The organism is Chitinophaga filiformis (genome assembly GCF_021646545.1).
Taxonomy (GTDB): Bacteria; Bacteroidota; Bacteroidia; order Chitinophagales; family Chitinophagaceae; genus Chitinophaga; species Chitinophaga filiformis_A.
Window position 1 is genome coordinate 629,142 of sequence record NZ_JAKIRP010000003.1, and the last position, 13,819, is coordinate 642,960.

Here is a 13,819-nt window from a genome sequence, read left to right on the forward strand (position 1 = left end):
CAAAAGTAAAATAACATTTAGTATTTTACTGACAATATATTTCGATTTATGCAGAGCGATATTACCGGCAGGCTACTGATCTGCTGTCCGGACCGGCCCGGCATCGTTGCCGGCGTATCACAGTTCCTTTATACCTGTGGCGCGAACATCCTGGATGCGAGTCAGCACAGTACCGACCCTAAAGAAGGGGTATTTTTCATGCGCATGGAATTTCACCTGGAAAATACCGGCATTACAAGTGAACAACTGGAAAAACAATTTCAGGAAAAAGTAGGTGGACCATTACAGATGGACTGGCATATTGACTATACCTCCCATCGTAAACAAATGGCCATTATGGTATCCCGTTACGACCATTGCCTGATGGAGTTACTCTGGCGTTGGCGCAGCGGCGAATTGCCCGTGGATATACCATTGGTGATCTCCAATCATGAAGATCTGAGAGAACTGACGGAAGATTTTGGTATCCCGTTCCATTATCTGCCAGTTACTCCTGCCACCAAAGCGGAGAAAGAACAGGAAGCTATCCGGCTGATTCAGGAGGCAAAGGCTGATTTCACAGTACTGGCGCGTTATATGCAGATCTTATCTCCCGATTTCGTCAGCGTATTTCCGGGGAAGATCATCAATATACATCACTCCTTCCTGCCCGCATTTGCAGGCGCCAATCCTTATAAGAACGCCTATACACGCGGCGTAAAATTGATCGGTGCTACAGCGCATTACGTCACCAACGATCTGGATGAAGGACCGATCATTGACCAGGACGTGGCCCGTGTAAGTCACAGGCATGATGTAAGCGATCTGGTGGCATTGGGCCGCGACATAGAAAGACAGGTGCTGACCAGAGCAGTAGTGGCGCATGTTGAAGACAGGATCATCATCCATGGCAACAAGACGATCGTATTCTGATCACAGAATCAGTGGTGGACACCATGCATCTCAGGTATCCACCACTGCTTCATTATTATCTTCAGCTTCTGCAGGCGCAATAATTATTCAGCTTCTTTTTTCACTTTCCTTCCAAACGTTTTGCCAGCAGCAGCATAAGCTTCAGCGATACGCGCACCGGTATCAAAGTCAAAGCCACCAAACATTCTGCCCGGTGAATTGTCAACCGTTGCTTTAGCAACAACCTTACCGTGATCCGCTGTTTCCACGATCCAGATCTCTCCGTCGATATATGCGTTCTTACGCACCACACCCACGTTAAAGCCAGGCTCAACGAAAGTGGTCTTGAAGATCATTGTGTACTTCGCATTGGGAGATTTGCCAGCCTTGATACCGGCATTTTCGGAGAACAGTTCTTCAAACTTAGGCTCAAAGCGGTTCGCACGATCCTCCTTCCAGGCAACTGCCCAGGTATCGCCTCTTCCGGCTTCTTTCTTGTTGTACTCGTCTTTCTTCTTCTGGATGTAATCATCTTCATTATCGAAGTTACCCACCTTGATGTGATCATATGAGTACTCTGTGTTAATCTCTGTTTGTCCCTTTAATGCAGAGAAATTACCTTCTGTAATTTTAATTTTCTGGGCGTCAGCCATTGAGATGGAACATAAAGCTATCGCAGCGATGATAGCTGTTTTGGGGATGAACGTCATGGTTAATCTTTTTTATGACCCCAAATATAGAAAAGCTCTCTAAAAAACAACATCCCCCGGCAATATTTGCGGGAACTACGCATACCTTACCGGGGGATAATGATACTATTTTGCAGCTATAAAGCGATTAAAACGACCTTAGTGATAATGCAGATTACTCGCCATCTCAAACAGAAGGGAGGCGCCCAGTTTGGCAGTATGATTATCAATATCCAGCGAAGGGTTCAGTTCAGCAATATCGATGCCTGCCAGCTTACCGCTTTGCAGGATACTGCGGTAAGATTCCAGGAACAAACCATCCGGACGGATACCATTATAAGCAACAGCGCTCACGCCGGGGGCAAAAGCGGCCGAAAAAACGTCTAAATCCACCGTCAGGTATACATGGTCCACATCCCTCAGGAACTGGGTTATAGCAGCCTGTAAAAGCACTTTATCCTGCAGGTGGAAAGCGTCTGCATCCACATACTGCACATCGAGGTCGCCCGCTATGCGGAACAACTGCTGGGTATTGCTGTTGGCCTGTACGCCAAGGGCCAGGTAATAAAAGGGAATGCCTTCCAGTTTACAGTCCTGCGCCAGCTGCCAGAAACCAGTGCCGGAAGTACTTCCCTCCTGCCCCGGTATACGCAAATCAAAATGCGCATCTATATTCACCAGTCCCAGTTTCTCACTTCTCTTGCGTTGCTGCAGGTGCTGGTAAATACCCTGTGCATGTCCGTAAGTGATCTCATGACCACCACCCAGTAACACCGGCAGATAACCGGCTTTACGTATAGCCAGCACGGTATCAGCCAATGCTGCCTGTGCCTCTTCCAACTGATGATCCCTGCAGATGATATCACCAGTGTCTGCAAAAACCAGCTCGTTATCAAAGTGTACCGGAAAATTGCTGCATGCACGCCTCAATGCTGCAGGCCCCTCAACAGCGCCTACACGCCCTTTATTGCGGCGTACGCCTTCATCACATGCAAATCCCAGGAACGCAATGCCCTGTTGATGCGGCTTTAATGCCGGCAATGTACCCGTGAGTAAATTCACAACATTAATACGCTGATGCCAGCGCAATAATTCTTCATCCGTACCATCTATCCTTCCCGTCCATGCAACGGGCTGCCGGTAAAAATCAGGCTTCTTCATATACTGTAAAGGTAGTATTGTTACTTAAAATTAGCTCGTATTAAAAATTTGTACCTATATTGCGATAAGCGAATTAAACAACCTATAGCGACTAGTAGTATATGTAATCTGTAGCATCAACCTATGGCATAACCATATCAATATCCGCCTATGTAACCATTACAAAATCAACATATCACTTTTTTATTTTCTCACCCTCAAAACAACTATCCAAATGAAAAAGAACGGAAGACGCCTTTCTTTCAAACTTGCGGCGTTGCTGTTATGCCTGACCGGCATATGGTCACAGATCCACGCACAGACACCGGTATCCAGAAATGGTCAGCTCCGGGTGATCGGTACCAAACTATGCAATCAGTATGGTAATCCTATCCAGCTCAGAGGCATGAGCACACATGGCATCCAGTGGTATGGCTGGGGAAGCTGTCTGACAGCAGCCTCTCTCGATGCCCTTGCCTATGACTGGGGTGCAGACGTACTACGTATTTCCCTTTATGTACAGGAAGGCGGTTATGAAACCGATCCTGCAGGCTTCACTGCACAAGTGAACCGTCTCATTGAAGAAGCCACTGCACGTGGTATGTATGCGCTTGTTGACTGGCACCAGCTGACGCCCGGCGATCCGAACGAGAACCTTTCAAACGCAAAGACCTTTTTCTCGGCCATTGCCAACACACACAAGAACAAGAACAACATCATTTACGACATCTGTAATGAACCTAACTCAGGCGCTACCTGGGCAAGGATCAAAACCTATGCAGACCAGATGATCCCGTTCATCCGTGCTATCGATAATGATGCCGTTATTCTCGTCGGTACGCACGGTTGGTCCACCATGGGCCTTTCCGGCGATGGTTCCCTGCAGGATATATTCAACAATCCGCTGACGTATCCCAACGTGATGTATACTTTCCATTTCTATGCGATGGATCACCGCACACCATACCTGAATCAGCTGAATACAGCGTCTGACAGACTGCCGGTGTTCGTTACGGAGTTCGGTACACAGAAAGCCAGTGGTGATGGCACTAACGACTTCGCTATGGCGCAGCAGTTCATCGATCTGATGCGCAACAAAAAGATCAGCTGGACGAACTGGAACTATTCTGACGACTTCCGTTCCGGTGCTGTATGGATCACCGGCACCTGCTCTAACGGTCCCTGGACCACGGCCAGGTTAAAACCTGCAGGCCTATGGATCCGCGAGCGTATATTGAGTCCTGCGGATGATTTTCCGGGCGGTAACGTGTGCGTACCTGTATCAGCAAGCGCTAATGATGGCAACGTACCTGCCAATGTACAGGACAATAACTACAGCACCCGCTGGTCTGCCGAAGGCGATGGTCAGTGGATACAGTTCTGTCTTGAAACCACCACTACTGTATCACGTGTTGACATTGCGTTCTACAACGGTACACAAAGACAAACATTCTTCGATATCTTGACCAGCACTGATGGCAACACGTGGTCATCAGCTGCCACAGGCCTCAGCAGCAGCGGCACTTCCAATGCACTGGAAACATTTACCTTCTCTGCACGTAGTGCAAAACACGTAAGAATATTGTGTCATGGTAACAGTATAAATGCCTGGAACAGCCTGACTGAAGTGAGGATCGTTAGTTCTTCTTCTTCAACGCAGACTACATTAGCTCCTCTGCAGGACGCCTATGTAAGGAACGGTGATTATGCAGCTACTACTTATGGCACCACTGATCCTGCAGTATTATCATCCAAACTGAATGTTGCTACCTCACCGGGTTACGACCGTCAGGCCTATCTGCGTTTCGATATAAGCAGTGCAAGCAACATCTCTTCTGCTGTACTGAAAGTATTTGGCAGGATTGAAGATAACCGTGTGTCCAACATTCCTGTAGGTGTTTACGCTGTCGGCAATACCACCTGGACAGAATCGGTACTGACCTGGAACAACAAACCTGCTGCAGGTACAGCTGCATTACAAACAACAACAGTAACTGACTCCACCGGCAGATACTATTCATGGGATATCACCAGTTATGTACAGAGCGAAAAAGCAGCTGGCCGTAATGGTATTTCCCTGGCCCTGCTGAGCAACACGGTGGCTGATCCGCGCATTGTATGGCGATCAAAAGAAGCAGGTCTGACTGCACCACAACTGGTGATCACTTCCACAACATCCGCAGCAAAACTGGCAGCAGCAAAACCACTGCAGGAACCTGTTAAACTGAGCACTTCCCTGACCAGCTATCCTAACCCGTTTGGTGATAACAGCACTGTCAGCTTCTTCCTGGAAAAACCAGCAGATGTAGTACTGGCAGTATACGATATCAATGGTAAACAGGTAGCAGTGCTGAAACGCGGCCGTCTGGACGCAGGACAGTACAACAGCAGCTTCGCAGGCCACCATTTACCTAAAGGCGTGTACACCGTGAAACTGACTTATGGAGAAAAAGCCATTACACGTAAAGTGGTAAAACAATAAACGAAAACTATATTTTGCCAACTAAACCGTCTCATGAAAATGAGGCGGTTTTTTTTACTTCACCCGCTCCCCTTCTTTCCAGACCCTTATTGGCTTCATTTTACCCTGGTAATACAGGATATCACGGTAATCAGCGCAGGGGTATGCCTGCATGTCTGCTACGGATCCGGGGGCGAGCTGCCCGATGTTGTGTAGTTGTAATGCCTTTGCAGCGCGGGTTGTGAGGGCTGCGAATACCTCAGCAGTCGATAATTTCTCTGCCGCACTTAATACGGCAGCCTGTAATAACAAGTCGCCCATCGGCGCAGAGCCGGGGTTCCAGTCGCTTGCAATAGCCACCGAAGCACCTGCATCGAGCAAACGTCTTGCCGGTGCATAATGCATACCGAGACCTAATGACGCACCCGGTAATACCACTGCAACAATATCTGCAGCGGCCAGTAGTGCAATAGCAGCGTCGTCACTGGCTTCAAGATGATCCGCAGAAAGCGCACCGGAAGCGATGGCAACAGCAGTACCTCCGGTGGAAAACTGATCGGCATGTACAGTGGCAGTAAAGCCCATGTCAGCAGCCTGTTGCAGGAAATGTTTCGCAGGCCCTGGTGTGAATGCCGTTTCTTCTATGAAGATATCAACACGATGCGCCAGTTGTTCTGATTGAATGACGGGCAGTAAGTTGCTGATGATCCAGTTCAGATAAGCTTCCTCTGTTCCTTCAAAGTCTTTAGGTCGCATGTGCGCTGCCAGGCAGGTAGGAATGAGCGTGGCTTTCGTATGACTGGCAGCGTCCTGGATAGCACGCAGCATATTCAGTTCTCCTTCGAGGTTCAAGCCATAACCGCTTTTTACTTCGATAGTAGTAACGCCTTCGTGTAAATGCCGGTTTGCACGCGCGGCTGTATTGTTCATCAGTGTTTCCTGATCTGCCACTCTTGTCTTCGTGACAGAATCCCATATGCCACCGCCTGCGCGGGCTATTTCAAGATAGGACTTACCTGCAATACGCATGGCATAATCCCGGTTGCGGGAGCCATCAAAACAGATGTGCGTATGACAGTCTATGAAGCCTGGCAACAGCACCGAAGGCACTGTAATGTGTGTGACATCGCAGTCAGGATACTGATGTTGCAATGCTTTAAAATCGCCCACAGCGAGTATTCTGCCGCTGTCTGTTACAACACCGCCCTGTTCGATGATCAGCAGCTGTTCATCGTGCAAAGCTCCTTTGAGGGGCAGGTTTGTAAGCGGTAATATCTGTGAAAAGGGGCCAATTAGTTCCATGCGTCAGATATTAAATTTTCTGGCTGTTTCCTTTGCTTCTTCATAACCTGCATCTGCATGACGGAAGATGCCAAGCGCCGGATCATTGAACAGCACTCTTTGCAGACAAGCGGCGGCGCGATCAGTACCATCGGCCAGTATCACCATACCTGCATGTTGTGAATAACCCATGCCTACACCACCACCATGATGGAATGATACCCAGGTAGCACCACCACCAGTGTTAGCCATCAGGTTTAACAATGTCCAGTCAGATACTGCGTCAGAGCCGTCTTTCATTGATTCTGTTTCCCTGTTGGGAGATGCTACTGAGCCGCAATCCAGGTGGTCGCGCCCTATTACGATAGGCGCCTTTACTTTACCTGTTCTTACCAGCTCATTGAAGATTAGTCCTGCCTTCTCCCGCTCTCCCAGTCCCAGCCAGCAGATACGTGCCGGTAAACCCTGGAAGGCCACTTGTTGCTGTGCTTTTTTCAGCCAGTTGATCAATGCTTTATTTTCAGGGAATGCTTCCATTAAAGCCTGGTCGGTAGTATAGATATCCTGTGGATCGCCTGATAAGGCAACCCATCTGAAAGGACCTTTACCCTCACAGAACAGGGGACGGATATACGCAGGCGTAAAGCCCGGGAAATTGAATGCGTTAACTTCTCCGCCTTCACGTGCAAATTCGCGCAGGTTATTGCCGTAATCAAAGGTAACAGCGCCTTTCTCTTGTAATGCCAGCATATAGCCTACATGGCGGGCCATACTTTTCAGTGCGCGTTGTTTGTATGCAGCAGGGTCTTTTTTACGCAGATCAGCCGCTTCCTGTAAAGACAATCCGTTGGGTATATAACCATTCACGGGATCGTGTGCAGACGTCTGATCAGTTAATACATCGGGGATGATATTGTCCTGTAACAAGCGTTCAAGCATATCGCCTGCATCACTTACTAATCCGATGGAAAGCGCTTCACCTTTGGCTTTGGCGTCCATCGCCCAGGCAATGGCTTCTTCATAAGAGTGTGTAATACGATCTATATAACGGGTCGCTATTCTCTTTTGAATACGCGTTTCATCTACATCTGCTCCCAGGAACACTGCGCCTGCCATCGTGGCTGCCAGTGGCTGAGCGCCGCCCATACCACCTAAACCGGCAGTTACCACCAGCTTACCTTTCAGATCGCTGTTGAAATGCTGCTTACCACAGGCCACAAAGGTTTCGTAGGTACCCTGTAAGATACCCTGCGTACCTATGTAGATCCAGCTGCCGGCGGTCATCTGGCCATACATCATCAGTCCTTTTGCTCTGAGTTCATTGAAGTGCTCCCAGGTAGCCCATTTAGGCACCAGGTTACTGTTGGCCAGCATCACACGTGGCGCCTGTGGATGTGTGCGTACCACACCTACGGGTTTACCTGACTGCACCAGTAAAGAGTGGTCTTCATCCAGTTCAAGCAATATTTCAATAATCTTCTGTAGTGCTTCCTTGTTGCGCGCTGCCTGGCCGATGCCACCATATACTACCAGTTCATCAGGGTTCTCAGCTACTTCATGGTCGAGGTTGTTCAGCAACATGCGCAGGGGCGCTTCCGTTTGCCAGGAGCGTGCATGCAGCTCATTCCCCCGGGGTGCTTTATAGTGCGGGTGAGCCGCATATGTTTTAATAAATTCCGAACTGGTCATGATAAATACCGTTTAGTGATAAATGATTATCCAGGGCCGCTTCGTTGGCCACATTTACTAAAGATTGATTGGCGACAATTGTGTGCAGCAGTTGTATATCATTTGCAAAGATCCTGTCTTTCGCTGCGAAAGACACCGTTTCACGTACGAAGGAGTGAACAGCTTCCAGGATCGGGCCTGATTGCAGGGGGCGTCTGAAATCTACTGCCTGTGCAGCATACAGCAGTTCTATTGCAAGTATATATTCGAGATTGTCTATTACCTGGTGCAGTTTGCGGCCACTGATGGAACCCATGGAAACATGGTCTTCCTGGCCCAGGGAAGTTGGTACGCTATCAGCGCTGGCTGGGAAACAGAGAGTCTTATTTTCTGTCACCAGGGCTGCTGTAGTATACTGTGGTATCATAAAACCGGAGTTCAGACCGGCATCTTCTATCAGTAATTTAGGCAGCCCGTAACGGCCTTCAATCATCATATAACAGCGGCGGTCAGAGATGTTGCCCAGTTCCGCAGCCGCTATAGTAGCATAATCGAGCGGTAAGGCCAGTGGTTGTCCGTGGAAGTTACCACCACTGATAGTATCTTCTGCACTGAAGATGATAGGGTTGTCAGTCACCGCATTCAGCTCTATGGTGGTCAGGTCGCAGAGGTGCAGCCAAGCGGTGCGCGAGGCCCCGTGTACCTGTGGCATACAGCGCAGGGAGTAAGGGTCCTGTACACGGCCACAGTCAACATGTGCCGCCATGATACCAGAGCTCTCCAACATGGTCTTCAGGCGGTGTGCTACCAGCTGGCTGCCGGCGTAAGGCCGGATGGCGTGTAGCCGTGGATCAAAAGGACGGGATGTTCCCATCAGGCCTTCGAGAGATAAAGCCCCGATGATATCTGCCGCTTCGAGTGCATTGTGCATCCGCTGTAAAGCAGTCACGGCAAAGGCCAGGATGAACTGTGTACCATTGATGAGCGCCAGTCCCTCTTTAGGTCCCAGCACGACAGGATCCATTCCTTCTGCCTGTAAGACCGCCGATGCAGGCCGGCGTTGTCCTTTATAGTACACCTCACCCAGACCTATCAATGGCAGGAAGAGATGCGCTAAAGGCGCAAGGTCGCCGGAAGCACCTACAGAGCCTTTTTCTGGCACCACCGGGGTAATGTTATGTTCGATATGCCAGATGATGCGTTCAAGGGTGGACAACGCCACCCCTGAATAGCCCTGCGCCAGCGCATGAACTTTGGTGACCAGCATGACGCGGGCCACCATTTCAGGAATAGGATTGCCAACACCTACGCTATGACTCTGGAGAATATTGTATTGCAGGGCACGGGTATCTTCTTCGGATATCTTGGTATCGCACAAGGGCCCAAAGCCTGTATTGATACCATATACGGTACTGTGTGCCGCTACGATGGCCTGTACATGTGCAGCACTGGTTCTTATGCGTTCAGTCACCTCCGGTACCAGTACGCCGGGAAGGCGGCCAGCCGCCACATCCAGCGCTTTACCTACGGTAAGCTGATCAATTCCGTACTTGAATTGGTGTATCATTGTAAATTGGATTGAATCGAATTAGTTTTTCATAGACGCCAGGATCCGTACGGATAAAGGCGTTTCCTGCACAGCACTTTCCACCTGCGACACCGCCTCCAGCAATAATCTGCTTTGTTTATGTTCGTCTGTCAGTTCTTTCATGGCTTCCGTGATAGCGCCCCATACAGGTTGTACCTGTTGTAGCAGCTCCTCTCCTTTCTTACTGAGCATAACCAGTTGCCGGCGACCATCATCCGGGCAGGGGGCTGTCTTAACTAGGCCTTTCTTTTTCAGACCGGTGATCAGCTGACTGACGGCGGAGTGAGAGACCTCCAGTTGTTCGGCAATATCTATCAGTGGAATGTTCTGCTGGCGGGACAAGATGTAGAATACGGGAAACCAGCTGGCGTCAAAAGCAATACCAGACTGCTCATATACCTTATTGACCTCCATAAGGAAGTATTCGCTCAGCCGTCTTAAACGGCTGCCAAAGACCAGGTATCCTAAAGAAGCATAAAAACTCATAAGGCAAATTATATAAGCGCTTATATATTTTGGTACAATAATAAGGAATTTCTCAATTCCTTATTTATTTCTTCAAAGAGTTGGCTTTCTGGCTGGTGAAGGCTTTTCCGGCTGAGACCTGTGAAGCGGTATTAAATGGCCCTACTGTACTATTTCTTCTTTACATCAAACCATACTGGTGATGTATCGGTTACATCTCCATTGTAGTTGATGCACAGTTCTTCCCCTTTCTTTATCTCCCGGCGGGTGATAATGCTCATGGTTTCAGCATCGAAGTCCATTTCGTATTCGCAGTTAGGCTCATAGGAATGGTTGTAGATGGAACAGAAACCCAGTGCTATACAGGAGCGTGTTTCGCGTGCACCCCACAGGAAGATGTAATTGTGCAGTTTAGTTTTATCGACAATCGCTGTATCGTCGTAAGACAGAACCAGTACAGGGGAAGTTTCTATGCGGGTGCCGGCTGGTATTTTATCTTTTGTAAATACACCGCGGCCCTTGCCTTTTGTCTTGTCGACGTATAAATATGGCTTGATCATAATGTTATGTAAACGAAGCGTAAAATAAAGGTAAAGCAGGAAGTTATCAAAATCATGTGTAAAATTTTTAGGTTTGCGTAAATCTCTATAGAAAAATATGATTGACTACAACCCGAAAGTCTGGTTTACTTTTATCTTCCGCTTCCATAAAGCCGACACCGTCAGGAAGCTGTTCCCAATGTTTATAGCCCTGTCTGCCTATTCGGCGTTGATCGCTTTCCTTGAACTGGACCTGTTAAAGCTGACGCCCAACAGTGACCTCAAGCAGATCACCCTGATCCATTCATTACTGGGCTTTGTGATATCCCTGTTACTGGTATTCCGCACCAATACTGCTTATGACCGCTGGTGGGAAGGCCGTAGGTTATGGGGCTCCCTGGTGAACAACAGCCGCAACCTTGCCCTTAAAGTAGCTGCTATACTGCCGGCTTCCAATACCGCTTCCCGTGAGTTCTTCCGGCTGATGATACCTAATTTTGCCTTTAGCCTGAAGAACCACCTGCGTAATAAATATATCATTGAGGACCTGCAGTTGCCGGCAGGCATACAGTTAGATGCTGATAAACATGTACCCAACCAGATAGCCGGCATGATAATGGCGCACGTACATGAGCTATACCGTCAGGGGCAGATCTCCGGCGACCAGCTGATCACCATCAATGCGGAGCTGCAATCCTTTACAGATATCTCCGGCGCCTGCGAGCGGATCAGGAATACCCCTATCCCCTTCTCTTACAGTGTCTTTATCAAGAAGTTTATCTTCTTCTTCGTAATGACGCTGCCACTGGGTTATGTCTTTACGCTTCATTACCTCATCATACCTGTGGTAGTATTCATTTTTTACGTGCTGGCCAGCCTTGAGCTGATTGCCGAGGAAATTGAAGACCCTTTCGGATTAGATGCCAATGATCTGCCTACGGAGACGATTTCTACGAATATCCGTAAGCATGTGGCAGAGATATTGTGACGTAGGACATCAACTTTGTTTAATTTCGCCTCACTGACAGCATTTTGGAATATGGAAAATGAAGCTTTACAGGAAAAATTTGAGACGCTGGTCGCTGAGCAGAACTACCCGGAACTGAAAGTGTACCTGGATGATCAGCTCATCACAGACATAGCCGAGCTCATTCACGAGATGCCGGAACATGCTGACGTGATAATGAATCACTTGTCCATAGGCCGTGCTGCTGCTGCCTTCAGGATCCTGGAGTTTCATGTACAGGAAGACGTGATCCGTGAGCTGCCTGCCACCAAAGTAGCAGAACTGCTCAATGAGCTGCCGGCGGATGACCGTACGGCCTTCCTGGGAGAGCTGCATAGTGATGTGGTAAAAGAGTTGATCAAACTACTGGACCCCGAAGAGCGTAAAATTACTCTCAGCCTGCTGGGATACCCCGAGACGAGCGTAGGGCGTATCATGACGCCGGATTATATAGCCGTGAGGGAAGAGTGGACAGTGAAACAGGTATTGCGTTATATCCGGGAGTATGGCAAGGACAGTGAGACCATTGATGTGATCTACGTAGTAGACGAAAAAGGCAAGCTGATAGATGACTTCCGTATCAGGGAATTCCTGCTGGTATCGCCTGATACGGTGGTCCATACACTGATGGACGACCGCTTTGTTGCCCTCCATGTGAACGACGACCAGGAAGAGGCCATACAGGTGTTCCGCATGGAAAACCGTGTAGCGCTGCCTGTGGTCGACGATGCCGGCATACTGCTGGGTATCATCACCATCGACGATATCCTGTGGATCGCCAATGAAGAGCATACGGAAGACATACAGCGTATCGGTGGTACCGAGGCGCTGGACGAGCCTTATCTCGATATTCCCTTAATGAAACTGGTGAAAAAGCGGATAGGATGGCTGATCATACTGTTTATCGGAGAAATGCTTACCGCTACTGCTATGGGTTTCTTTGAGGATGAAATAGCAAAAGCCGTTGTACTGGCTTTATTTGTTCCACTGATCATCTCCAGCGGTGGTAACAGCGGTTCACAGGCATCCACCCTTATCATTCAGGCAATGGCGCTGGGTGAGATCACCATCTCCGACTGGTGGAGCGTGATGAGGAGAGAGATCATTTCCGGATTGCTGTTGGGTGGCGTACTGGGTATTATTGGCTTCACACGTATACTGTTGTGGAATTCCTTCTTCCACACTTATGGCGACCATACTATCCTGATCGGCACAACTGTAGGGCTGTCGCTGGTAGGTGTTGTACTATGGGGAACGCTTTCAGGCTCTATGCTGCCATTGATCTTAAAGAAACTGGGCGCGGATCCTGCTACATCTTCCGCCCCCTTTGTGGCCACACTTGTTGACGTAACGGGACTGTTGATCTACTTCTCAGTGGCTTACACACTAATGAAAGGCATTTTATTGTAAAATAATCCGGGACCTCAGAACGCGCAGCTCCGTCAGGAGCTACGTGTTTGTAGCCCGGGGCGGTACCCCTTCACAATATCATAAAAGATCTTTTTGCTATTCGTAGCTAACCCTTCTGCACTTCACACTATCCCTGTACTTCTTCACAACAAACAAACTACTATAATCCTGTTCCGCTATAGAATCGATCTTCGGTTTTGCTTTTAAGGAATGCATGATAGGCACCAGTGTATTTTTATTCCCTATCACCAGCAGCTTCTTTCCCCAGTCGTTGTGACGGGTGATCTCATACAACAGATCTTCCCCTGTAGAATCGGGCAGATAGGAAGCGGTATCGATTGCCAGGTACTGGCATATGGAATCGGCCGTCTGTATACTATGCTGATAATGGGTGAAATAAACCTTCTGGATCCCTGAGTCCTGTAATAACCTGTAAAGCGCTCCTGCCCTGCGATGACCTGCCTCTGTGAGTGCGGAATCTTCACCAGCTCCCTGTTCAGCATGGCGTACCAGGTAAAAAGTGCCGGTGAGAAAGGTACTGTCTTCGGCAACCGGAATGGGTTGCCTTTCAGGTGGAGGTGGATCACATGCCAGGCAGCATAGTAAGATTATTACGATGTATCTCATAGGACCTCTTGTTCGATTAAGGGGTACAAATTACGAATTTTCTCAGCAGGCATG

General features: G+C 48.7%; 12 protein-coding genes. 4 read left to right on the plus strand and 8 right to left on the minus strand.

Annotation, left to right across the window (positions count from 1 at the left end; genetic code table 11):
* The first annotated feature begins 48 nt into the window (after positions 1-48).
* Entirely contained in the window at positions 49-912 is an 864-nt protein-coding gene (gene purU / locus L3C95_RS12055) for a formyltetrahydrofolate deformylase (protein WP_236387367.1), read from the plus strand.
* An 83-nt stretch (positions 913-995) separates the two neighbouring features.
* Here purU and L3C95_RS12060 read toward each other — a convergent pair whose 3' ends face one another.
* Together L3C95_RS12060 and hutG are read right to left on the minus strand one after the other, a co-directional pair.
* Positions 996-1,601, minus strand: coding sequence for a hypothetical protein (locus L3C95_RS12060; RefSeq protein ID WP_236387368.1), 606 nt, complete (start codon positions 1,599-1,601; stop codon positions 996-998).
* 138 nt (positions 1,602-1,739) lie between these two features.
* Positions 1,740-2,741 carry a formimidoylglutamase gene (gene hutG, locus L3C95_RS12065; protein WP_236387369.1) on the minus strand — a complete coding sequence of 334 codons (1,002 nt, stop codon included), beginning with the start codon at positions 2,739-2,741 and terminating at the stop codon, positions 1,740-1,742.
* Positions 2,742-2,955: 214 nt separating this feature from the next.
* Between hutG and L3C95_RS12070 the strand changes: the two genes are divergently transcribed.
* On the plus strand, positions 2,956-5,202 hold the full coding sequence (locus tag L3C95_RS12070) for a cellulase family glycosylhydrolase (protein WP_236387371.1): 2,247 nt from the start codon (positions 2,956-2,958) through the stop codon (positions 5,200-5,202).
* A 54-nt stretch (positions 5,203-5,256) separates the two neighbouring features.
* On the opposite strand, the gene hutI is transcribed toward L3C95_RS12070, so the two are convergent.
* The 5 genes from hutI to L3C95_RS12095 form a co-directional block, all read right to left on the minus strand.
* Positions 5,257-6,483: an imidazolonepropionase gene (hutI, locus tag L3C95_RS12075; protein WP_236387373.1), complete on the minus strand. Its 1,227-nt coding sequence runs from the start codon at positions 6,481-6,483 to the stop codon at positions 5,257-5,259.
* A gap of 3 nt (positions 6,484-6,486) precedes the next feature.
* Entirely contained in the window at positions 6,487-8,151 is a 1,665-nt protein-coding gene (gene hutU, locus L3C95_RS12080; protein WP_236387375.1) for a urocanate hydratase, read from the minus strand.
* Entirely contained in the window at positions 8,129-9,697 is a 1,569-nt protein-coding gene (hutH, locus tag L3C95_RS12085; RefSeq protein ID WP_236387377.1) for a histidine ammonia-lyase, read from the minus strand. The genes hutU and hutH overlap by 23 nt, the downstream gene beginning before the upstream one ends.
* A gap of 21 nt (positions 9,698-9,718) precedes the next feature.
* Positions 9,719-10,204, minus strand: a complete 486-nt coding sequence (locus tag L3C95_RS12090; RefSeq protein WP_236387379.1) for a MarR family winged helix-turn-helix transcriptional regulator — start codon at positions 10,202-10,204, stop codon at positions 9,719-9,721.
* A gap of 149 nt (positions 10,205-10,353) precedes the next feature.
* Positions 10,354-10,743, minus strand: a complete 390-nt coding sequence (locus L3C95_RS12095) for an SET domain-containing protein (RefSeq protein WP_236387380.1) — start codon at positions 10,741-10,743, stop codon at positions 10,354-10,356.
* A gap of 97 nt (positions 10,744-10,840) precedes the next feature.
* Here L3C95_RS12095 and L3C95_RS12100 point away from each other — a divergent pair, with 97 nt between their 5' ends.
* Together L3C95_RS12100 and mgtE are read left to right on the plus strand one after the other, a co-directional pair.
* Positions 10,841-11,710: a bestrophin family protein gene (locus L3C95_RS12100; protein ID WP_236387382.1), complete on the plus strand. Its 870-nt coding sequence runs from the start codon at positions 10,841-10,843 to the stop codon at positions 11,708-11,710.
* Positions 11,711-11,761: 51 nt separating this feature from the next.
* Positions 11,762-13,138, plus strand: a complete 1,377-nt coding sequence (gene mgtE / locus L3C95_RS12105; RefSeq protein WP_236387384.1) for a magnesium transporter — start codon at positions 11,762-11,764, stop codon at positions 13,136-13,138.
* 96 nt (positions 13,139-13,234) lie between these two features.
* Here mgtE and L3C95_RS12110 read toward each other — a convergent pair whose 3' ends face one another.
* The gene (locus L3C95_RS12110; RefSeq protein ID WP_236387386.1) at positions 13,235-13,765 is read right to left on the minus strand and encodes a histidine phosphatase family protein; all 531 of its coding nucleotides are present in this window, start codon (positions 13,763-13,765) and stop codon (positions 13,235-13,237) included.
* Positions 13,766-13,819 lie beyond the last annotated feature (54 nt).